Raw genomic sequence first — 21,514 nt, forward strand, 5'->3', positions numbered from 1 at the left:
TATGGGTAAATAAAAGTTTAAAGCTTGAGTTATTCACTTTCTATTACTCGTTTAAAAGGCGGTAAGGAATCAAGTAACGATTTGCCATAACGCTTTGAAATGATTCTTCTGTCTAATATGACGACTCTACCAGAGTCTTGTTCTTTGCGCAGTAAACGCCCAGCCGACTGAATTAATTTTTTACTGGCCTCAGGGACACTGATTAACAAAAATGGGTTTCCACCACGTGATTCAATGTACTCACTGTGTGCTTGTTCGACAGGGGAGGTCGGCACGCCAAACGGGATCTTAGTGATCACCAAATTGGTTAACAATGGTCCTGGCAAATCTAAACCTTCCGAAAAGCTGCCGGTGCCGAATAACACACTGGTTTTTTGCTTGTCGATCATGAAGCGGTGTTTTTTTAGAATTTCATTGCGTGAAGAGGCACCTTGAACTTGTAGGTTCCATTTTTTTTGTTTTGCTAGCTTTTGTAGCTGCTTTGCGACTTGGTTCATTTGCCAGTAAGAAGAAAACAAGACCAGGTTGGCTTGATTGTCTTGAATGAATTCTGGCAAACGTTCGATTAAGTACTCAGTAAAGTGTTTGGCGGTTGGTTCCACGGCCATATGGGGCACCAAAAGCTCGGCTTGGTTTGGGTAATCAAAAGGCGAGGCCAGTGCCAAAAATTGGGTGCCAGATTCCGCGCTGTCGTCAATGCCCGCTTGACGGCAAAAATAATCAAATCGATTGAGCGCTCTCATGGTGGCCGAAACTAAGACGGCGCCAAGACAGCGGCTCCAAATTTGTTGGTCCAGTTGCCAGCCAATTTCTAGCGGTGAAACATTAATAATGATATCACCTTCACGCTCGGGGTGTTTGGCCAACCAACGTGCCAATGGAGCGCCTTTTTCACGGGTGGGCTCAGCCATGAGTTTCCAAACTTGGGCAAGGTTATCGAGTCGCTGTAGATAAAAGCCCAATTCAGCCAGCGCTGGCTCGGCTAACTTTGCCGAAATCTCGCCGTCTTTCATTCGCTCACCAATGAGGTCCGCAATTTTATACGCCGCTTGCTGTGCTTTTTGACTTAAGGATTTTAATTCACCACTTATGGTGACTAACCAGTCGGGTAACAGCCCGTGTTCGAATCGGTACGTTTCATCTTCAAATGTTGTCGGAGCGAGTTGTCGATGTAACTGAGTTAAACTTGGGATCAATTCTTGAATCGACTCTTGCAATTGACTTTGAAAACGACCGACGCGTTTACTGTCGGCTAGGCTCGAAAATTTGGTCACAGTTTGATTGAGTTTTTCAAGCCAAGAGGCTGCTCCCTTTAAACTGGCGGCAGCGGCAGCGTGATCTCGAGCAACAGAAGGCAAATGATGTGCCTCGTCAAAGATGTAATAACTGTCTTCTGGCTCGGGCAAAATCACACCGCCGCCAAGGTCGGCATCCGCCATGACTAAACTGTGGTTGGCGATGATCACATCGTTATTTGCCAAATCATTGCGCGCTTTTTGAAATGGACAATCACGATGACTGGCCATGCTGGCATTACACGTGTGCTTGTCACTGACAATCGCTTGCCATAAAGCGGGTTCAATGGGACTTGGCCAACTGTCACGGTCACCGTCCCATTTTCCTTGCGAGAACGCTTGATACAGTTCAACGGCTTGCTCTGTCATGGCATCGCTCGGCGGCGCTTCAAAAAGAGCAGACTGACCACCTTGTTGTTCGATACCCAGTAGGGCCAGTTTCTCTGCGCAGCAATAACGTTGACGACCTTTAGCCAGCACGAATTGAAAAGGTTGTTCTGACAAACGACGATACAAGGGCAAATCTTTGTTGAGTAATTGCTCTTGCAGCGCCACGGTGGCCGTCGAAATGATCACTTTCTTTTTATTGTGTAGCGCGACCGGAATCGCGGCCATCAAGTATGACAATGACTTGCCAATCCCTGTCCCCGCTTCCGCCACGAGTAGACGATTTTTGGCGTGATAATGACCACTGAGGGTTTTGGCAATTTCAGCAACTAAGTAATTTTGGCCGCGGCGAGGGACAAAGTTATCCAATTGATGATGAAGGTTTTGATAGCTGTTGCGTATCGATTTTTGAATGGTGTCACTTAGCATAATAGGCCCTGAAATATCTCATCAACATGATAACACAAGGCTTTGAAAGACGAATACCCTTTCCTTTACCGTTACTTTTTATCCAAAGGGAGATCAAGTTCACAAAAAAAATCAGAAAGTTCATGAACTTATCCCATAAGTGTCAATAATAAAACTAAATTCTGAAAATTTGTCATAAAAATGATTTTCAAAGTGATATTTTCTGATTTTATGTTGTTTTTAAGATTTTAATTCCGACACATGGGCCGATTAAAATTTTGAATCCTGTTCAATAAAGTGTGATCTAAGCGTTGTTTAACAAAAATGAAATGTAATAAGTCATTGTTTTTATTGGTTATCTTTCCTTTTTGTTGCTTTGGTAAATACATTTGACAGGGTCACGAAACTTTTGCAATCTAAACCTCGAAATTAAGCGGCACTCGCGAAACGGAATATACCGTGCGGGCGTTGATTAAAAACAAAAAAGGGAACCGGGTAAGGACTCCCATTTCTAAGAAAAGGCAGTGGATTATTATGAAAAAAACTCTATTAGCTCTAGCAGTTGCAGCAGTGGCTTCAACTTCTGTTCAAGCGGCAGAAATCGTTAAAACGGACGAAGGTTCTGTAAACTTTTACGGTCAATTGCGTGAGCAGTTCACTTCAACAAACGATGATGCTTCTCCATCAACTGATCTAAGTGCTGGTTCTTCTCGCGCTGGTGTTGTTGCTAAATACACAGCGGCTGAAGGCTTTGATGTCATCGGTCATGTTGAATTCAAACTGACTGATTTCTCTGACCGTCTACATTACATCGGTTTTGCAACCGATTACGGTACGCTTAAGTTTGGTCAACAAGCGATCATCGGTGATGACGTGTACGGCGCAGAGTACTCATACGCGTTTGGCGCATCTTCAGGTTTCTTGTACGAAGAGTTCTACTACCTAGAAAACAACATCCGTTATGAGCTTGAAGGTGACGCAGGTTGGTTGAAAGCCGCTTACAACATGGGTGAGCGTGACGGCGGTGATACTGTGACTGTAGATGACAATGGCGATGAAGATGGTACTCCAGAGCATGCAGCGTTGTATGCTGGTACTGCGTTTGGTGATCTAAGTGTTCACGCTGGTGTAGCGCATACTGCATCTGGTTCAACCGCTACTGAAACAGGTTCTACCTCTTACGAACTTACTGGTGAATATTCAAATGACGGCGCAACGTTTGGTGCAACTTTATTTGCACTTGACGGCGGTGACGATGTTGCTGACCGCGCTGCAATCAGCTTAGCAGCTTACGTACCAGTTGCTGCGAAAACTGCTGCTTACGGTGGTTTCCAGTTTGCTGATGTAGACGCAGATGATTCTGACGAAACAAACGCATACATTGGTCTTGAGTACAAATTTGCAAGCTGGGCACGCGCATACGCTGAATACGGCTACAGCAAAACTGATGGCGATGATGATTCAGTTCTTTCAACTGCTCTAGGTGCACGTGTTTACTGGTAATCACTGATTTCAGTTGATAAATTTCAAAACCCAGCTTAGGCTGGGTTTTTTCATTTTTGATCTATTAGGTAACTTGATAATGCGATTGGCTATTTTCTTTTCTACTCTAGCGCTTAGCACGGCCGCGCTAGCAAATCCTTCACTTAAGATCCCTAACGACGTTTCGCTCTATTCGTTAAATATGCTCAACCCCAAAGTCGACAGCAGTTTATTTGGCAACAATAAATCGGTTGAGCTTAACGAAGGTTGGAATCAAATTGTGTTTAAATACTCGCCCAGCTTTATGGTGCGAGAGGATCTCAAAAGCGTTTATAGTGATATTATTATCGCAAAATTCTATGTTGAAGACGGCGAGGTGACTTTTTCGCTTCCAGAGTTTAAAAATTACAATCTTGCTCAGGCCAATATCTCGCCGTTGGTGTGGTCTTTAAAGTCGCAACAGCAAGCTAATTTGCAATTTGCTCAAGATGTGCTGCCAAGCAACGGTGTACAGCTAGGTCGTAACTACAACGAAGATGCCCGTCAATATAACATTCAAGGCGGCCCGGCAGCCGTATCAGTCAGTTATGTGACCACTAAAGTCAATGGCGATGACGTTACTCGAGAAGCTAACCAAGCGTCAGTATCACAAGTTAAGTCATCAAACAGCACCGCTTTCTCACAGTGGCAAACTCTCTATCTCAACGCGACGCCCAAAGTACAGCAACAAATGAAGCAATGGTTAACAGAACAGAACTAATCAAAAACAAGGATTTATTTTGGCTTGTCGACATACTGCCACTGGCCGGGTAATAGCGTATTGAGGTGATAAGGCCCCATGGAAACGCGAATTAAACGCAGTGTAGGGAAGCCAATGTGAGCGGTCATTCTTCTTACTTGTCGATTTTTGCCCTCAACAATTGTAATACTGAGCCAAGTCGTCGGGATATTGGCTCGGTATCGCACCGGTGGCGTTCTTGGCCAAAGCTGCTCACTAGGGTCGTCTAAACGCTCAATAGTGGCAGGGAGGGTGACACCATCTTTGAGCTTGACTCCCTGTCTTAATTTATCGAGGTCGGCTTCACTAGGCGCACCGTCGACCTGTACCCAATAGGTTTTGGCGGCTTTGGATGTTGGTTGCGTGAGCTTTGCTTGTAAAATGCCATCGTTAGTCAATACCATCAAACCTTCACTGTCTCTATCCAAGCGACCCGCCGCATAAACATCCTTGACCTTAATAAAATCCGCGAGGGTTTGCCGGCCTTGGCCATCCGTAAACTGACTTAAGGTGTCATAAGGCTTATTAAAGACAATGATTTTTTGCTCTTCTAATGGCAATGGTGTGGACTTTTTTCTCCCTGACTGAAAATGAGGCTTTTTGCGTCGTTTTTCCGCTGTCTTACTGACGCTGTGATAAGCGGCAGGTGCAGGTTTGTCAGTGCGACGAGTTTGCTTTTTGTCGGGCTTTAAGGCTGAGCGTGAACGGGGTTGACGGGGGTGCATATGTTAACTACCTTGCAATTTTGTAAACCAAATGTGGAGACGGGTTTGCTTTGTCACTGATTTAAGCTATGATTTTCGCGCCTAATAGGAACCCAGCCACAAGGATAAACGGCCAAATATAAGGGTTCATTATAACAGGTTTACCGTGCAGATGAGAATGTCATCACGGTCTGCCTACCGTTTATCAATTAGGATCGGTCCAACAGGCCTTCATTCATTTGGGTTGTGGTTTTATTCATAGCCTGACCGACAATATAGGGACATTTCATGCCTACAGAAAAGCCGACTATCATTTACACGATAACTGATGAAGCACCCGCACTAGCAACGTTTTCTTTATTACCGATTATTCGCTCATTCACTGCCTCATCGGGTATTGAAGTTGAAACCCGAGATATCTCATTGGCGGGCCGTATTCTTGCAAACTTCCCCGACCATCTTACCGAAGAGCAGCGTATTCCTGATGCTCTAACAGAGCTTGGGCAGTTGGCGCAAACCCCCGATGCCAATATCATCAAATTGCCGAATATCTCAGCATCTATCCCCCAATTGTGCGCTGCGATAAAAGAATTGCAAGACAAAGGTTATGCACTGCCAGATTATCCTTCTGAGCCACAAAACGACGAAGAAACTAAAATTAAAGCGACCTACGATAAAATCAAAGGCAGCGCGGTTAACCCCGTGTTGCGCGAAGGCAATTCCGATCGCCGTGCTCCAACGTCAGTCAAAAACTACGCAAAAAAACACCCGCACTCAATGGGCGCTTGGAGCGCTGAGTCAAAATCTCATGTCGCCAGCATGTCGCAAGGTGACTTTTTTGGCAGTGAATCATCGTTGACCATTGGTGAAGCTCAAAAAGTCAAAATTGACCTCGTGACGGAAACGGGCACAGAAACGCTAAAATCTTGGTTTGAGCTTCAAGCCGGAGAAATCATCGATACCGCGGTCATGAGTAAAGCGCAATTGTTGTCCTTTTTTGAGCAACAAATTGAAGAAGCCAAAGAACAAGACGTATTGCTTTCTTTGCACTTGAAAGCAACGATGATGAAAGTCTCTGATCCGGTTATCTTTGGTTATGCTGTCAAAGCGTTTTACCAACCGGTGTTAGAAAAATTCCAACAAAAAATTGCCGAACTTGGCGTTGATTTGAACAATGGTATCGGCGACTTGTACAGTAAAATTCAAGCTCTTCCGAGCGAGGAAAAAACCGCTATTGAAGCCTCGTTAGCCGAGCTTTATCAAAACCGCCCTCCATTGGCGATGGTAGACTCTGACCGCGGTATTACAAACTTGCACGTACCAAGTGATGTGATTGTTGATGCGTCTATGCCGGCAATGCTGCGCTCTTCGGGACAAATGTGGGGCCCGGACGGTCAGTTGAAAGACACCAAAGCACTGATCCCAGATCGCAGTTACGCGGGTATTTATCAAGCTGTAATTGATTTCTGTAAAGAGCATGGTGCCTTTGACCCAAGTACCATGGGAAGTGTACCGAACGTTGGCTTAATGGCACAAAAAGCCGAAGAATACGGCTCACATGATAAAACCTTTATCGCTGCTAAAGTGGGTTCGATTCAAGTTGTTAACGAACAGGGCGATGTACTGCTTACTCAAGCCGTTGCAGAGGGTGATATCTTCCGTATGTGTCAGGTAAAAGATGCGCCAATTCAAGATTGGGTGAAATTAGCAGTCTCGCGCGCCCGAGCAACTGGCGTTCCGGCAGTATTCTGGTTAGATGAAAATCGTGCCCACGATGCACAGTTAATTCAAAAAGTACAAGCGTATTTACCACAACACGATACTGAGGGGCTGGATATTCACATCCTAGCACCAGTGGACGCGTGTTTGTTCTCTTTGAAACGAATTAAAGAGGGGCTTGATACCATCTCAGTGACGGGGAACGTGTTGCGTGATTACCTCACCGACCTGTTCCCAATTTTAGAGCTTGGCACTTCAGCCAAAATGTTATCGATTGTTCCTTTGATGAACGGTGGTGGTTTGTTTGAGACGGGTGCAGGTGGTTCGGCACCTAAACATGTTCAACAAGTACAAAAAGAAAATCACCTGCGTTGGGATTCACTTGGAGAGTTCCTGGCACTTGCCGCATCGCTAGAACACTTGTCTGAGGCAAGTGGTAATGCGAAAGCGAAGGTTCTTGCGACCACACTCGACAAAGCAACAGGACGATTTTTAGACAATAACAAGTCTCCGCTGCGTAAGGTTGGCGAGCTCGACAATCGCGGCAGTCATTTTTATCTTGCACTGTATTGGGCTCAAGAGTTAGCGGCGCAACAAACTGACACTGAGCTTGCCAAAGAGTTTAGCTCTATTGCCAGTGCGCTCGCTGAGCAAGAAGCTGACATTGTATCTGAGCTCAATCAAGCTCAAGGCAATGCTGGTGATTTAGGCGGTTACTACTGGCCGGACGTCAGTAAAGCAGAGAGGTTGATGCGCCCAAGTGCTATTCTAAATAACATCATCAAGGCCTAGCCTTTACTGTTATACATCAATTGCTCAACAGCCCTTTGTCAGAAATGACAAAGGGCTTTTTTGTATATTTGAATAAGGGTGAGGTTACCTTTTGGCGACATAATGCAGAACCCACCCAAAGCGGTTAATGGGACACGCACCTTTCGAGGTAGGCAAGAAGAGCAGCGGTTAATGGGACACACACCTTTGGAGATAGGCAAGAAGATTGTCAGGTGTTTCCTGTTAAGAGACTAAAGGTGTGTGTCCTGTTAAGCAGGTGCTGTTAAGTAAAAGTGTGTGTCCCATTAAGAGGTGTGTTTTTTAGTCCGGGTTACTTTCCAGCACAGTAATGAACCGAGAGTGACTAACAAGACACCTGGCCAGAATTGAGCTGGCAATGTCGTGGTTAACAAGATGGAGGATAATAAGGCTGACGAAATAGGCGTAAAATAAGACAAAGTCGCCAGTAACATAAAATTCCCTTTTACGATTGCGACGTTCCACAACCCGTAACCGGTGGCAACCAAGATAGCCGATAATAATACCATAGGGTTTAACAGGGCGCTGAAGGTTAAAGGAGGCTCATCGCTGAATGCCACTTTTATCCATAAACTCAGGGCGGTAAACAAAAAGAAGTAGCTGATGAGATTTGGTTGATCGGAATGCTTTTTAGTAAAATTACAATAGACAGCCCAGATGAGTGCACCACTAAAAACCATAATAAAAACGGTTGGGTTGCTTTCGATACTGGTAACCAAGCTAAAAAGGCCTTGTTTGATGTCGGTAACTAAAGTGAGGGCAACACCAACAAACGCGGTAAGCAATGCAAGATATAAAACGAGTGGGTGTTTGATTTTTTGTTGACCAAAGGTGGCAAACCACACGGTTAAGGCTGGCCACAGGTAGTTAACAATGGATACTTGTACCGTTTGCAAGCGCGAGTCAGCGTAGCCTAAAGAGAGTGCGAGGAGAATTTCGTAACTGACAAATAAAACACCGGCACAGAGCAAATAGTTAAGTTTGATTTTTGACAGTGATGGGAAGCCAATGACGCGACCAAGTAGCAGAGTTGCAAGAGTGTAAATCAATGCTGATCCGGTGGCTGGCCCTAATTGCTCCATCGCAAGGCGTGCAACGGCGAGTAGCGCACTCCAACACAAAATGGCGATGATGCCAAAGAGCGTAAATTTAAATTGATGAGTCATAACAATAGCATAAGCAAAATAATGCCTATGCTATCAAATAACTTTTATCGTGGGAAAGCGAGATTTGTGTTTGTTTGATGTGTCAGCACGTTGGTGTATTGATGTGATTACTTTGATGACTGGCCTTCGATTGGGATAACATTACTCGCGTGACAACCTTTAGGGCCGGTTTCCAATTCATAAGAGACTTGCTGTCCGGCTTTTAAAGTGCGATAACCATCCATTTGAATGGTGGAATAATGAGCAAAAATGTCGCCTTCTTGTTCGTCTGAGCAAATAAATCCGAATCCTTTGGAGTTATTAAACCATTTTACAGTACCTGTAGCCATGCGTACGTCCCTCTGCATTGTCAATATTGTTGAATTTTACATAACGATTGTGAGGTATTGACCACGTCATTAGCGATGTAAGGAAGCGTGAGCAATCGACACAATAGTCAGTAGTTGATTTCAAAGAATAACCCGTGTAGAAATAAAGGTTATAAATTCAACTGTATCTAAAGGGTTGAGACAGTCAATCTTTGTCGCTTGTCGATATCAAATAGTGGTAACTTGGTCACTGTTTTTATCTATTTGTCGTCCAAATAGGTGACTTTTGATCAATAAATAATGAAATAAACCAACAAAATACCCAGAAAAAGATCCACACACATCTTGTGACCTGGGCTTGAAAAGTGAAGTTTCGTCACCAATATTTATTTGCAGAGCACCGATTGCTAGATTAGGCTCAAAATAGGGTAGGAAATATTGGTTGCTGTCTACAGGTCGTTAGCAGTCTGTGTTAAATTGAGAGCCAACAACCCTTTAATTTAACATTAACTTTTTACAAAATCATGAGTAAAACATTTGAATGGGGCGCTCCTGACCAAGACCTCTTGGAAAGAGAGAATACCGAAATACAACCACCGAAACGCTTTCATGTGGTCTTAGTCAATGATGATTATACACCGATGGATTTTGTGATAGATGTTTTACAGCGGTTTTTCTCCTTAAATGAAGAAAGTGCTACTCAAGTGATGCTTAAAGTGCACTATGAAGGAAAAGCCATTTGCGGGACCTACAGTGCTGAAATTGCCGAAATGAAAGTTTCACAAGTAACTGTGTATGCTCAGGAAAATGAACATCCGTTACTTTGTATTATGGAGCAAGCTTAATGCTCTAATCGAACAACTTTGTTGTTCTTACGGGAGGTACTATGCTAAACAAAGAATTGGAAACGAGCTTGAACCACGCCTTTGCTCGTGCTCGGGATAAACGACATGAGTTTATGACCGTCGAACACCTCCTTCTTGCTTTGCTAGAGAATGAGTCGGCTAAGGAAGCCTTAATGGCTTGCAATGCAGATTTAAAATCCCTTGGGCAAGAATTGACGCTGTTTATCGAGCAAACGACGCCCTTGATTCCCGATACGGATGACTCACGAGAAACTCAACCCACTTTAAGTTTTCAACGTGTATTACAGCGTGCGGTTTTTCACGTTCAATCTTCTGGTCGCAATGAAGTCAATGGAGCGAATGTCTTGGTCGCTATTTTCAGCGAGCAAGAGTCTCACGCAGCTTACCTTTTGAAAAAAAATGAAGTCTCGCGATTAGACATTGTTAACTTCATTTCCCACGGTATTACCAAAATTACCAAGGCGAATGAGGAGCCATCCTCCGATTCGTTTGGCCAGAATGAGGAGAGTGAGGAAGTGAGTGCAGATGAACGTTTAGATGCTTTTGCGTCCAATTTAAACCAGCTGGCAAAAGCGGGTGAAATTGATCCTCTGATTGGCCGTGACAAAGAACTCGAGCGTACCGTGCAGGTATTATGTCGCCGCCGTAAAAATAACCCTTTGTTGGTCGGTGAAGCCGGTGTTGGTAAAACGGCGATTGCTGAAGGTCTCGCCTGGCGTATTGTCGAAGGACAAGTCCCGGATGTGATTGCTGACAGCGTCATTTACTCTTTGGATATCGGCTCGCTTTTAGCGGGAACCAAATACCGCGGTGATTTTGAAAAACGCTTTAAGACCGTATTGAAACAATTGGAAAAAGAAAAGGATGCGATTCTTTTTATCGATGAAATTCATACTATTATCGGCGCGGGTGCCGCTTCTGGTGGTCAGGTTGATGCCGCAAACTTAATCAAACCTTTATTAAGCAGCGGGAAATTGCGTTGTATTGGTTCGACGACCTATCAAGAATACAATACGATTTTTGATAAAGAGCGGGCTTTGTCTCGTCGCTTCCAAAAAATTGACGTGGTTGAACCTTCGATTGACGACACCACTAAAATATTGATGGGCTTAAAACCTAAATACGAAGCGCATCACGACGTAAGATATACCCAAAAAGCACTTCGTGCTGCCGTAGAGCTGTCGGCTAAGTATATCAATGAACGTCACTTACCTGATAAAGCCATCGATGTGATTGATGAAGCCGGGGCGAGAAGTCGCTTAGCGCCAGCCAGTAAGCGCAAAAAAACAGTTGGCGTCGCTGAAATTGAAGCCATGGTTGCCAAAATCGCTCGGATTCCTGAAAAGTCAGTATCCTCTTCTGATAAAGACATTCTTCGTCATCTCGATGAAAAAATGAAGATGATGGTATTTGGTCAAGACTCAGCCATTGATGTGCTCAGCGAGGCCATTAAATTGACTCGTTCTGGCTTAGGAGCAGACAATAAACCGGTCGGTTCTTTCTTATTTGCAGGTCCGACAGGGGTTGGTAAGACAGAGGTCACGGTGCAGTTGGCCAAACTGCTCGGGATAGAGTTATTGCGCTTTGATATGTCTGAATATGGAGAGCGTCATTCTGTTAGCCGTTTGATTGGTGCGCCTCCAGGTTATGTGGGCTACGACCAGGGGGGACTGTTGACTGATTCTGTGATCAAACATCCTCACTCTGTTGTCTTGTTGGATGAAATTGAAAAAGCGCATCCAGACATATTCAACTTGTTATTGCAAGTGATGGACAACGGCACATTAACAGACAACAACGGCCGAAAAGCAGATTTTCGCAATGTGATTTTGGTATTAACCACTAACGCTGGTGTCGCTGAGACGGAGAAAAAATCCATTGGCTTGATTCAACAAGACCACAGTCACGATGCCATGGCTGAGATCAAGAAGGTCTTTACACCGGAGTTTCGTAACCGTCTTGACAACATCATCTGGTTTAACAGCCTAGATGAAGTGGTTATTCATCAGGTAGTGGATAAATTTATTGTTGAATTACAAGCGCAACTTGACGCACGTGGCGTATCGCTTGAAATTGCTGAAGACGCCAGAGAGTGGCTAGCAACTCGAGGTTACGACAAAGCCATGGGAGCAAGACCAATGGGGCGCTTGATTCAAGAAAAAATTAAGAAACCACTGGCGAACGAATTGCTATTCGGCTCTTTGGTTGATGGTGGGACAGTGAAAGTGAGTTTACAAGGCGACGAACTTAACTTTGAATTTCAAAGTGATAGAGAAGAGGTCGTGGAGTAATACCCACTTTAATTAACACAGAATCTAAGGATGCCACTTGGCATCCTTTTTTTTATCTTGTCGACTAACCAGCTTGGCATTATAGGCCGCTTTGCTTACCACATCGCCACGGTATATTTTCATTGTTACTGAGGTGGGCCAAGCAGATGATTTTACTTTACCCCTACTTCAACTTGATACCGGCAGTTTGTGTTGAGGCTGATAGATGGCTAAAAAGCCCGTCACTGCTCGTTCAACAGCGGCAGTAATATTTTGCTCTTCGATGCTATTTATACAGCCTAATTGGTACGGCTCCAATAACTCAGCGTGTAATAAGGCTTTAAATTGCAAAGCCGCGACCTGCGTATTGTGGGATTGTAATTTACCTAGCTCTATTTGGTGATCAAAAAATTGCGCTAAGCGCTTTAATCCTTTTTCTGGTCCATTTTGATAGAACTGCAGTCCAATGTTGGATCGGGTTGACTCGGCATAAACCATTCTGCGAACGGAAGTCATTCTCGGTGTTAAGATCACACTGAGGTAGTGCTGCCCAAACTGACATAGCAGCTTGTGTAGTGGTTGAGCTGAATTTTGTTCGAGTTTTAGAAAAGCCGGTTCGAAATCAATTTTAGTGGTGTGCTCTATGACCGCGAGAAAGATCGCTTCTTTCGATTTAAAATAATTGTAGAGCGTCGCCTTAGACCCGCCACAGTGCTTGGCAATCATGTCCATCGAGGTTGCTTCAAACCCATGTTCTCGAAACATTTCTTTAGCAGAAGTGATGATCGCTTGTCGGCGCTCTTCAGTTTTAATTCGCATAATATTCGCTTGCTAATGATAATAAATTAACTTGACCAAGCTAGTATATCGATTTATAAATGAACCGTACAGTTTAGTTATCATAAAAATGAGGTGTCACTTGACCAGTCAATCTCAATGGCAGATTCGACCTTATCGACGCAAATTCACTTTTTCTCTCTCTTTGATCAGTGCGTTGATTTTAAGCGGATGTGCTAGCCCTAACAACGAAAAATTGCCTGATACAAAGCCGATTCAACACTACCAATACCAAGCGGCCATGGCAGATATGGAGGCTATGGATTGGCCAAATCAGCGATGGTGGGTATCATTGAACGATCAACAATTAACAGAATTGATCGAACAAGGGTTGAAAGACTCACCCAGTGTTGCTGCCGCAAAGGCGCGTTTACAGCAAGCCCAAGGGGTTGCAATACAAGCTGGCGCCAGTCAATCCTTACATGTAAACGCTGAAGCTTCCGTTTACCAAGCCAAGGCCAGTTACAATTATACGTCTTACGTCCCGGAGTCGGCTTACTACTGGAATGATTATGCCACCCTTGGCTTAAATTTTTCTTACGACCTGGATTTTTGGGGAAAAAATCGCAAGCAAGTTGAAGCAGCGGTCAGTCAAGCTGCTGCTCAAGAAGCGGAGTTAGCATCGAGTCAACTGCAACTGTCGACATCGATTGCCAAAGCGTATACCGAACTGACTAGGCTATACCACAATCTTGATACCGCCAAAGAAGCACTTCAGATTCGCCAAAAAACCACAGAGCTTTTAAATAAACGCTTTAACAATGGCTTAGAAACCAAAGGTTCTGTTAGTCAGGCACAATCTCGTCAAGCCAGTGCCAAGGCCGATTTATTAGCGGTGGAAGAAGCGATTGATTTACAAAAAAATGTGTTGGCTGCGCTGGTGGGGGCAGGGCCTGATAAGGCATTGATGATTAAAAGACCGAGTGTCGAGCTTGAACAGAGCATCGGCTTACCTGACAACCTGGGTGTCGGACTCATTGGTCACCGTCCTGACATCAGTGCTGCTCGTTGGCAAGTTGAAGCTGCGGCTAAACAAGTGGGGGTAGCAAAAGATAATTTTTATCCCAATGTCACGATCAATGCTTTTTTAGGTTATCAAGCATTTGGTTTAGACAATCTATTTAGCTCTGATACGGCGGCTGGCAATGTTGGCCCGGCAATCTATTTGCCTATTTTCAATGGTGGTCAACTCGAGGGGCAACTGACAGCGGCTCAGGCACAATATAAATTGGCCGTAAGCAATTACGATCAAAGCGTGACGAATGCGTTTAAAGAATTGGCCGATGTTGTGAGTAGTCATCAGCGATTAGAGCAGAGACTGGCCAGTATCCGCCAAGCTTTAGACAGTGCACAGCACGCTTACACGGTTGCTAGTAATCGTTATCAAGGGGGGCTGGCCACTTACCTAGACGTACTTTCGGCGGAAAACGCCGTGCTGAGCAATCAGCGCGCGTTGGCTAACTTACAATCTCGTTCTTTAGCGCTGCATATCCAATTAGTTCACGCCCTCGGTGGCGGCTTTCAAATCAAGCAAAGTGACAAGTAAAGGCATAAGATGAGTAATTCAGAAACGAATACAGAAGAATTTGATCAAGCTAAAGCGACGCGTTCCCGTAAAAAAGGATTTGCTCTTTTAGCCGTTGTGGTTTTCATTGCTGCTGTCAGTTATGGCAGTTATTGGTATTTAGTTGCTTCGCATTTTGTGGCCACTGAAAATGCTTATGTCGATGCCGAGACGGCACAAGTTACCCCGGCTGTCAGTGGTATTGTTGAAAAAGTGAATGTGATTGATACCCAGATGGTTAAAAAAGGGGATATTTTAGTTGAACTCGATGATACGGATGCTCAAATTGCACTGAGCCAAGCACAAGCGGATCTGGCTTTGGCAAAGCGACGAGTACAAGGTTACATAGCCAGTGACGAAGGCTTTAGTGCGATGGTCAATGCGCGTCAAGCAGATGAAAACCGTGCTTCGGCTGAGCTAGCGTCTGCACAAGCGGCATACGACAGTGCCAAAATCGATCTGCAGCGACGTGAAAATCTTTTGGAATCTGGTTCGGTGTCAGGTGAAGAGGTCACCAAAGCCCGCTCAGCTTTCCAACAGGCACAAGCGAAGTTAAATGCTGTTAAAGCGGCAGAAGCACAAGCAAAAGCGAATCGCTTATCAACCATAGGGCAGAAAAAAGCTAACCAAGCCAAAATTGCTGGTAGCAGTGTAGAGAGCAATCCAGAAGTATTGGCGGCCAAAGCTCGTCTTGAGCAAGCAAAGATCAATCTTGATCGCACCGTGATCCGTGCACCAATCTCAGGGGTGGTGGCGAAGCGTCAAGTTCAAGTCGGTCGACGAGTTCAGGTCGGAAGTAGTTTGATGACCATAGTGCCGATAGATCGCGTGCACGTGAACGCCAATTTTAAAGAAGTGGATCTTACCCATGTAAAAATTGGTCAGCCGGTAGAGGTGGTCTCTGATTTGTACGGTGATGACGTGGTTTACAAGGGCGTTGTAAGTGGTATTTCAGGTGGTACGGGCGCCGCGTTTGCTCTTATTCCTGCTCAAAATGCCACGGGTAACTGGATTAAAGTCGTTCAGCGTTTACCGGTTCGCGTTGAGCTTGATCCGACACAATTGGCGGAGCATCCATTGCAGGTTGGATTGTCAATGACGGTCACCATTGATACGGATGCTAATGTTGATGAAAGCACCATTTCGCAATATCGCCAAGTTAGCGCACAACAAAACGATTAAGCATAGGGGATTGCAATGAACCCAACAGCGGATCGAGTACAGCCACTGACAGGCTTTGCGTTATTCATCGGTGCAGTTTGTCTCGCAATGGCCAACTTTTTGGCCATTTTAGATACGACGATTGCCAATGTCTCAATTGCTAATATTTCTGGCAGTCTTGGTGTATCGACCAGTCAAGGCACTTATGTCATTACTTCTTATGCCGTCGCAGAGGCCATCTCCGTTCCTTTGACGGGGTGGCTGTCGAGACGGTTTGGCTCTATTCGTGTTTTTGTGACGTGTTTAGTTTTATTCGGTATTTTCTCCATTTTATGTGGTATGGCGACCAGTATGAGTATGCTAGTGGTCTGTCGTATTTTACTTGGCTTCTCAGGCGGTCCTTTGATGCCATTATCACAAACCTTGATGATCCGGATTTTCCCGAAAGATAAAAGCCATGCGGCGATCGGTATTTGGAGTATGACTACCTTGATTGCGCCGATCATGGGGCCAATTTTAGGTGGCTATTTGTGTGATCAGTACAGCTGGCATTATATTTTTACCGCCAAAGCACCTTTTGCGATTTTGGCTGGCTTTTTCTGCTGGAAACTATTGCAACAATATGAAACAAAAGCCTTTAAAAGTTCGATCGATAAAGTCGGTTTAATTTTATTGGTGGTGTGGGTCGCTGCTCTGCAATTAATGCTCGATGAAGGCAAGGACTTAGATTGGTTTGAATCAAACTATATTGTCGCGATGGCGATCATTGCCGTGATTGGTTTTGCGGCCTTTCTTATTTGGGAGCTTACTGAGCGTTCACCGGTTGTCGATTTGAAAGTCTTTCGACATCGGGGGTTCAGTTTATCCATGATCACCTTATCACTCGGATTTGGCTGTTTTTTTGCCATCTCGATAATTACCCCATTGTGGCTGCAGACTTTTATGGGTTATACCGCGACAATATCCGGTTTGACCACGTCGCACATGGGCATGCTCGCGGTGTTCTTAGCGCCGGTTATTGCCAGTGCATCGAGTAAACGCGACCCGAGATTGTTTGTGTTTGTCGGAGTAATGTGGCTAGGGGCTTGGACCTTTTATCGCAGCTTTGGCAACTTGGAGATGACGTACGATCAAATTAGCTGGCCCATGTTTTTCCAAGGTATTGGTACGCCTTTATTCTTTGTGCCTTTAACGGCGATTGCTTTGGGGGCGGTGAAAGAAAGTGAGATGGAGTCAGCCGCTGGATTGATGAATTTTATCCGTACTTTATCCGGGGCCATTGCGACCTCCTTGAGTACAACCAAGTGGGAAAATGAAACTCGTCATGTTCACGCCGAATTGTCTGGGTTGATCCACCCTTCAACCTCGGCCTTGGAGTCGATAGGGGCGAGTGGTTTAAGCACCGAGCAGGCTCGTTCGTTAACCAACAGTTTGGTTTCTCAGCAAAGTGGTATGGTTGCCACTAACCAATTGTTTATGATGATTGCGGTTATTTTTTTCGTGGCGGCGTTTGTCATCTTACTGGCACCAAAACCGAAAAAAACGGTTGACCCTGGAGCTGCTCATTAAACAAAAGGAAATATTGTCGTCATTGATATCGTTGTTTGTATACCTTGGCGACACTACCCTAGTGCACATCGGTTATATGAGTCTGGGTGATCATTTGGTCAATAATAATACAGAAAAAAGCGTGTGAACAAGCTGACTTTTTTCTTGTAAGTACAAGCATCGTTGTCGTTATTCTACTGGTGATTTTCTTAATGACATTATTGAGTATTTAACCCGTTAGCGTGCCTAGGCTATTGAGTCAGATAGGCATTGGCCCGCTCAATGGCGGCAAATTGGCATAAAAAAACGGAGCAATGCTCCGTTTTTTTATGCCGTTACATCGGGCAAAGATTAACGAGCACGGAAGACGATGCGACCTTTGGATAGATCGTATGGTGTCATTTCTACCGTTACTTTATCGCCAGTCAAAATACGGATGTAGTTCTTGCGCATTTTACCAGAAATGTGTGCAGTGACCACGTGGCCGTTTTCAAGTTCAACGCGGAACATAGTGTTTGGTAGAGTGTCAAGAACCGTGCCTTGCATCTCAATTACGTCTTCTTTAGCCATTTAATCCTCTTTAGATAGAAATTCGGCAAGCACCCTGTACATGGATGCATATCATCAAAATAATTTTGTGCGTCATTTTACCCTTGCCAACGCTGATTTACTAGCCTTTGATGACGATGAAAGCGCACTTTGTAGCTCATTGCTGGACATTCGTCGATTTGATAACCAAGATACAGCCAATCTTTATTCATTTGTTGGCACCATTTTACCTGTTGTAACACCGCTAACGTACCCAGCGATAGCACGGAGTCAGGGTCAAAAAAAGTGTAAAAAGCACTGGCTGCTGTCGGAGTCACATCGGTTACTGCCACGGCGATTAACTGATTTTTCTGGTAAAGGTGTAAGTAGTGGGTTTGCATCCACTGGCAATTGGCAAAGGTCTGAAATGTTTCTCGGTTGGGCGGGTACATCGTCCCGCCGCGATGACGAGCTTCGATATAGCGTGAGTAGAGTTCAAACCAACCGTCGTCCAGTTTTGTTTTCATGACCATAGTGATCTGGTGGGATTGGTTCAACAGCCTTTTTTGGCTGCGGCTAGGTTGAAAATCTGCAATGGGAATTCGGATAGATTGGCAAGCTGAGCAGGCATCGCAGTGTGGTGTATAGATGGTATCACCACTGCGTCGAAATCCATTGGCGAGCAATACTTGATACCCAGATTCATTGTGAAATTCTGGGCTCATGGCCACGGCGACACGCTCTTGTCGATCGCTGAGGTAACTGCATGTGTGTTGTTGGGTCAGGCCAATTTGTAACGGTTGTGGCTCATTCATCGTTCTACTCCCCTTGAAGTGTTTGTGGGGTGAGATAAGAAGCCGTCATCGGTTGATCTTTTAACCTGAGTAACAGCGCTAAATAGCGCGACCGTGAAAGAGGTTGTGCGCCCAGCGATTCGAGATGGGGATTCATCATCTGACAATCAATCATTTTGCCGTTGTGGTGCGCGAAATGGTGGCAAAAATACCACAAGGCAATTTTTGATGCGTTATCGGCTATACTAAACATAGACTCGCCACAAAAGACTTGACCAATGGTTAAACCGTAAAAGCCGCCAATCAGTTGTTGATCTTGCCACACTTCGACAGATTGGCAATGGCCACGTTGAGCAAGAGCGACATAGGCTTCTTGCATTTCTGTGGTGATCCAGGTTTCTTCTGCGCTGCGCGTATTGGCACACTGGCGAATAACGTGCTCAGTATCTAGGTTAAAGGTGACTTGATATTGATGTTTGCGCTGAAACTTCTTTAAACTTTTTGCTGGTGTAAAGGTCTTAGGATCAAAATAAGCGCGTACAGACGGAGACCACCACAAAAATGGGTCTTGAGCAGAAAACCAAGGAAAAATGCCCTGTTGGTAGGCTGTTATCAGGCGCTTTGGCGAAAGATCACCACCGAATGCCAATAAACCATCAGGCTCTTGCCAAGCCAGTTCTGGATTCGGGAAATCATAATGTTGTCGCGAAAGTTCAGTTAAAAATTTTGCCATGGCGATTGCTTACACGTTTAGTGGGTAGTGTCATTATCCAAGAGGTAACTATGAAAAAAACATTAATGATTATCTTACTGTCTTTGCCTATGATCGCCAATGCTGGTTATCAACGTAATGTTGCTCGGCCGGTCAACCAAGTCGTGTTTGGGCAAGTGGATACGGTGCGTTATGTCACTCAACAACAAATTATACGCTCTAAAGACCAAGGCTGGAATACCTTACTCGGAGCGACGGTTGGCGGAATTATTGGCCATCAATTTGGGCGAGGGCGTGGGCGACTATTAGCGACGGGGATCGGCATTGCCGCAGGTGCGGCGGTAGCAAGGCCAACGCCCCCACAGATCACGCGTATTGAATACCCGCTCGTGGAAATCTTAATTCGCAAAGAAGATGGTCAACTGGTTGATGTAATACAAGATGTGGATGACAGTATGCGTTTTCACAAAGGGGATGCCGTGCGCCTTTTGTACTTTGACGATGGGGTACGTGTCGACAAAGAATACTGAGGGTTATTACCTTGATACTATAGGCGAATATATTTGTTTAAATCAATTCCGAAAACCACCCTGATTGACGATTTTTTGCTCGGTTTTTTGTCTCGTTTTGTGTTCACAAGGCGAGATTTTTATTTTGGTTAATTTTGTATGGATTCTACGCTAGTGTTTCATTAAATTTTTCGTTAGTCTGGCACGACGAAAAATGATAAAGCCAATTTCTCACCTGTAAAAAAATTGGCAAGGAACAGACAAAATTAATGGAAAGCTTAACATTACAACCCATCAATAAAATTCAAGGTCAAGTGAATTTACCCGGCTCTAAAAGTGTGTCAAATCGCGCCTTGTTACTTGCTGCGTTGTCGACAGGAACCACTCGTTTAACGAATTTGTTAGACAGTGATGACATTCGACATATGCTAAATGCCCTGACAACGCTTGGCGTAAATTACGAATTGTCGGCAGACAAAACGGAATGCCGCGTTCACGGCCTTGGTAAAGCCTTTTCTGTTGAAGGGTGTGTTGAACTCTTTCTGGGCAATGCAGGTACGGCAATGCGTCCACTGGCTGCAGCGCTTTGTTTGGGGCAGGGTGATTACGTATTGACCGGCGAGCCACGAATGAAAGAGCGTCCGATTGGTCATCTTGTTAATGCGCTAACACAAGCTGGCGCTCAGGTTGAGTACTTAGAAAATAAAGACTACCCACCGCTTAAAATTACAGGGACGGGTTTAAAGTCGGGTAAAGTGAACATTGATGGCTCTATTTCGAGTCAATTTTTGACTGCCTTTTTGATGTCAGCCCCATTAGCTCAAGGGGATATTGAGATCCAAATCGAGGGTGAATTGGTCTCTAAGCCCTACATCGACATCACTTTACATATCATGAAACAATTTGGTGTTGAGGTAGAAAATCACAACTACCAACAATTTACTATTCGCGCGGGTCAGCAGTATCAATCTCCGGGTGATTTTTTGGTAGAAGGTGATGCCTCTTCAGCCTCTTATTTTCTAGCCGCTGCCGCGATCAAAGGCGGCGAAGTGAAGGTGACGGGGATTGGTAAGCATTCGATTCAAGGTGACATCCAGTTTGCTCACGCGCTGGAAAAAATGGGCGCGGATATCGAATGGGGCGACGATTATATCATTTCACGCGCTGGTAAGTTGAAAGGGATTGATATGGATTACAACCACATTCCTGATGCCGCGATGACCATCGCAACGACCGCGCTTTTTGCCGAGGGTGAAACCGCGATTCGCAATGTTTATAATTGGCGCGTTAAAGAAACGGACCGCTTGAGTGCAATGGCCACAGAGCTTCGCAAAGTCGGGGCTGAGGTCGAAGAGGGCGAAGACTATTTGATTGTGCGCCCAGTCGAACAGCTTAAGCATGCCGAGATCGATACCTATGATGATCACCGCATCGCCATGTGTTTTTCGCTGGTGGCTCTTAGCGATACACCTGTGACGATTAACGATCCAGGGTGCACTTCAAAAACCTTCCCAGATTACTTCGACAAGTTATCGCAATTAAGTCAGTAATGACTCAATGACTTTATTAATCTCCCGATGCCCTCTTAATATAGAGGGCATACTTTTTTCTCTTGGCGTAACAAAGCGAATAAAAAAGCAGAGAGAACCACGACGATAACGGCTTATA

Annotated in this window: 18 protein-coding genes; 10 read left to right on the plus strand and 8 right to left on the minus strand. The window is 44.8% G+C overall.

Going from position 1 to position 21,514, the window contains the following annotated elements:
* Window positions 1-29 precede the first annotated feature (29 nt).
* Window positions 30-2,111 (minus strand): ATP-dependent DNA helicase DinG, encoded by a 2,082-nt coding sequence (gene dinG / locus AB0763_RS05740; RefSeq protein WP_306101693.1) that lies wholly within the window; start codon window positions 2,109-2,111, stop codon window positions 30-32.
* A gap of 438 nt (window positions 2,112-2,549) precedes the next feature.
* Here dinG and AB0763_RS05745 point away from each other — a divergent pair, with 438 nt between their 5' ends.
* Both AB0763_RS05745 and AB0763_RS05750 read left to right on the plus strand, forming a co-directional pair.
* A complete protein-coding gene (locus tag AB0763_RS05745; protein WP_306101692.1) occupies window positions 2,550-3,593 on the plus strand; it encodes a porin in 1,044 nt (347 codons plus the stop codon).
* A 79-nt stretch (window positions 3,594-3,672) separates the two neighbouring features.
* Window positions 3,673-4,332 (plus strand): DUF2057 family protein, encoded by a 660-nt coding sequence (locus tag AB0763_RS05750; protein ID WP_306101691.1) that lies wholly within the window; start codon window positions 3,673-3,675, stop codon window positions 4,330-4,332.
* Window positions 4,333-4,346: 14 nt separating this feature from the next.
* Here the strand turns inward: AB0763_RS05750 and AB0763_RS05755 are convergent, their stop codons facing one another.
* Complete coding sequence (locus AB0763_RS05755) at window positions 4,347-5,075, minus strand: pseudouridine synthase (protein WP_306101690.1); 729 nt, start codon at window positions 5,073-5,075, stop codon at window positions 4,347-4,349.
* A gap of 267 nt (window positions 5,076-5,342) precedes the next feature.
* Here AB0763_RS05755 and AB0763_RS05760 point away from each other — a divergent pair, with 267 nt between their 5' ends.
* A complete protein-coding gene (locus AB0763_RS05760) occupies window positions 5,343-7,565 on the plus strand; it encodes an NADP-dependent isocitrate dehydrogenase (protein ID WP_306101689.1) in 2,223 nt (740 codons plus the stop codon).
* Window positions 7,566-7,849: 284 nt separating this feature from the next.
* Here the strand turns inward: AB0763_RS05760 and yddG are convergent, their stop codons facing one another.
* Complete coding sequence (gene yddG / locus AB0763_RS05765; protein ID WP_306101688.1) at window positions 7,850-8,749, minus strand: aromatic amino acid DMT transporter YddG; 900 nt, start codon at window positions 8,747-8,749, stop codon at window positions 7,850-7,852.
* Between the two features lie 107 nt (window positions 8,750-8,856).
* Entirely contained in the window at window positions 8,857-9,078 is a 222-nt protein-coding gene (gene cspD / locus AB0763_RS05770) for a cold shock domain-containing protein CspD (protein ID WP_306101687.1), read from the minus strand.
* Between the two features lie 503 nt (window positions 9,079-9,581).
* On the opposite strand from cspD, the gene clpS reads away from it, so the two are divergent.
* A complete protein-coding gene (gene clpS / locus AB0763_RS05775; RefSeq protein WP_306101686.1) occupies window positions 9,582-9,902 on the plus strand; it encodes an ATP-dependent Clp protease adapter ClpS in 321 nt (106 codons plus the stop codon).
* 41 nt (window positions 9,903-9,943) lie between these two features.
* Complete coding sequence (gene clpA, locus AB0763_RS05780; RefSeq protein WP_306101685.1) at window positions 9,944-12,214, plus strand: ATP-dependent Clp protease ATP-binding subunit ClpA; 2,271 nt, start codon at window positions 9,944-9,946, stop codon at window positions 12,212-12,214.
* Window positions 12,215-12,382: 168 nt separating this feature from the next.
* On the opposite strand, the gene AB0763_RS05785 is transcribed toward clpA, so the two are convergent.
* Entirely contained in the window at window positions 12,383-13,012 is a 630-nt protein-coding gene (locus AB0763_RS05785; RefSeq protein ID WP_306101684.1) for a TetR/AcrR family transcriptional regulator, read from the minus strand.
* Between the two features lie 100 nt (window positions 13,013-13,112).
* Between AB0763_RS05785 and AB0763_RS05790 the strand changes: the two genes are divergently transcribed.
* Genes AB0763_RS05790 through AB0763_RS05800 form a run of 3 tightly spaced genes read left to right on the plus strand, consistent with a single transcriptional unit; the run spans window position 13,113 to window position 17,324 of the window.
* Window positions 13,113-14,576, plus strand: a complete 1,464-nt coding sequence (locus AB0763_RS05790) for an efflux transporter outer membrane subunit (RefSeq protein ID WP_306101683.1) — start codon at window positions 13,113-13,115, stop codon at window positions 14,574-14,576.
* 9 nt (window positions 14,577-14,585) lie between these two features.
* Window positions 14,586-15,776 carry an HlyD family secretion protein gene (locus AB0763_RS05795; RefSeq protein ID WP_306101682.1) on the plus strand — a complete coding sequence of 397 codons (1,191 nt, stop codon included), beginning with the start codon at window positions 14,586-14,588 and terminating at the stop codon, window positions 15,774-15,776.
* Between the two features lie 15 nt (window positions 15,777-15,791).
* Complete coding sequence (locus AB0763_RS05800) at window positions 15,792-17,324, plus strand: DHA2 family efflux MFS transporter permease subunit (protein ID WP_306101681.1); 1,533 nt, start codon at window positions 15,792-15,794, stop codon at window positions 17,322-17,324.
* 330 nt (window positions 17,325-17,654) lie between these two features.
* Here the strand turns inward: AB0763_RS05800 and infA are convergent, their stop codons facing one another.
* From infA to aat, 3 genes are all read right to left on the minus strand, one after another.
* On the minus strand, window positions 17,655-17,873 hold the full coding sequence (gene infA, locus AB0763_RS05805) for a translation initiation factor IF-1 (RefSeq protein ID WP_001040192.1): 219 nt from the start codon (window positions 17,871-17,873) through the stop codon (window positions 17,655-17,657).
* A gap of 77 nt (window positions 17,874-17,950) precedes the next feature.
* Entirely contained in the window at window positions 17,951-18,646 is a 696-nt protein-coding gene (locus AB0763_RS05810; RefSeq protein WP_306101680.1) for an arginyltransferase, read from the minus strand.
* A 4-nt stretch (window positions 18,647-18,650) separates the two neighbouring features.
* Window positions 18,651-19,358, minus strand: a complete 708-nt coding sequence (gene aat / locus AB0763_RS05815; RefSeq protein ID WP_306101679.1) for a leucyl/phenylalanyl-tRNA--protein transferase — start codon at window positions 19,356-19,358, stop codon at window positions 18,651-18,653.
* 50 nt (window positions 19,359-19,408) lie between these two features.
* Here aat and AB0763_RS05820 point away from each other — a divergent pair, with 50 nt between their 5' ends.
* Together AB0763_RS05820 and aroA are read left to right on the plus strand one after the other, a co-directional pair.
* Window positions 19,409-19,867 carry a glycine zipper 2TM domain-containing protein gene (locus tag AB0763_RS05820; protein ID WP_306101678.1) on the plus strand — a complete coding sequence of 153 codons (459 nt, stop codon included), beginning with the start codon at window positions 19,409-19,411 and terminating at the stop codon, window positions 19,865-19,867.
* Between the two features lie 248 nt (window positions 19,868-20,115).
* Window positions 20,116-21,396 carry a 3-phosphoshikimate 1-carboxyvinyltransferase gene (gene aroA / locus AB0763_RS05825; RefSeq protein ID WP_306101677.1) on the plus strand — a complete coding sequence of 427 codons (1,281 nt, stop codon included), beginning with the start codon at window positions 20,116-20,118 and terminating at the stop codon, window positions 21,394-21,396.
* Window positions 21,397-21,514 lie beyond the last annotated feature (118 nt).

This window comes from Vibrio sp. HB236076 (genome assembly GCF_040957575.1).
In the GTDB taxonomy this organism is placed as follows: Bacteria; Pseudomonadota; Gammaproteobacteria; order Enterobacterales; family Vibrionaceae; genus Vibrio.

What these genes read in the sequence shown, in the direction of transcription:
- dinG (WP_306101693.1), bottom strand. Translation starts at nt 2,111, where the DNA reads ATGCTAAGTGACACCATTCAAAAATCGATACGCAACAGCTATCAAAAC.
- AB0763_RS05750 (WP_306101691.1), top strand. Translation starts at nt 3,673, where the DNA reads ATGCGATTGGCTATTTTCTTTTCTACTCTAGCGCTTAGCACGGCCGCG.
- AB0763_RS05755 (WP_306101690.1), bottom strand. Translation starts at nt 5,075, where the DNA reads ATGCACCCCCGTCAACCCCGTTCACGCTCAGCCTTAAAGCCCGACAAA.
- AB0763_RS05760 (WP_306101689.1), top strand. Translation starts at nt 5,343, where the DNA reads ATGCCTACAGAAAAGCCGACTATCATTTACACGATAACTGATGAAGCA.
- yddG (WP_306101688.1), bottom strand. Translation starts at nt 8,749, where the DNA reads ATGACTCATCAATTTAAATTTACGCTCTTTGGCATCATCGCCATTTTG.
- cspD (WP_306101687.1), bottom strand. Translation starts at nt 9,078, where the DNA reads ATGGCTACAGGTACTGTAAAATGGTTTAATAACTCCAAAGGATTCGGA.
- clpS (WP_306101686.1), top strand. Translation starts at nt 9,582, where the DNA reads ATGAGTAAAACATTTGAATGGGGCGCTCCTGACCAAGACCTCTTGGAA.
- clpA (WP_306101685.1), top strand. Translation starts at nt 9,944, where the DNA reads ATGCTAAACAAAGAATTGGAAACGAGCTTGAACCACGCCTTTGCTCGT.
- AB0763_RS05785 (WP_306101684.1), bottom strand. Translation starts at nt 13,012, where the DNA reads ATGCGAATTAAAACTGAAGAGCGCCGACAAGCGATCATCACTTCTGCT.
- AB0763_RS05795 (WP_306101682.1), top strand. Translation starts at nt 14,586, where the DNA reads ATGAGTAATTCAGAAACGAATACAGAAGAATTTGATCAAGCTAAAGCG.
- AB0763_RS05800 (WP_306101681.1), top strand. Translation starts at nt 15,792, where the DNA reads ATGAACCCAACAGCGGATCGAGTACAGCCACTGACAGGCTTTGCGTTA.
- infA (WP_001040192.1), bottom strand. Translation starts at nt 17,873, where the DNA reads ATGGCTAAAGAAGACGTAATTGAGATGCAAGGCACGGTTCTTGACACT.
- AB0763_RS05810 (WP_306101680.1), bottom strand. Translation starts at nt 18,646, where the DNA reads ATGAATGAGCCACAACCGTTACAAATTGGCCTGACCCAACAACACACA.
- aat (WP_306101679.1), bottom strand. Translation starts at nt 19,358, where the DNA reads ATGGCAAAATTTTTAACTGAACTTTCGCGACAACATTATGATTTCCCG.
- AB0763_RS05820 (WP_306101678.1), top strand. Translation starts at nt 19,409, where the DNA reads ATGAAAAAAACATTAATGATTATCTTACTGTCTTTGCCTATGATCGCC.
- aroA (WP_306101677.1), top strand. Translation starts at nt 20,116, where the DNA reads ATGGAAAGCTTAACATTACAACCCATCAATAAAATTCAAGGTCAAGTG.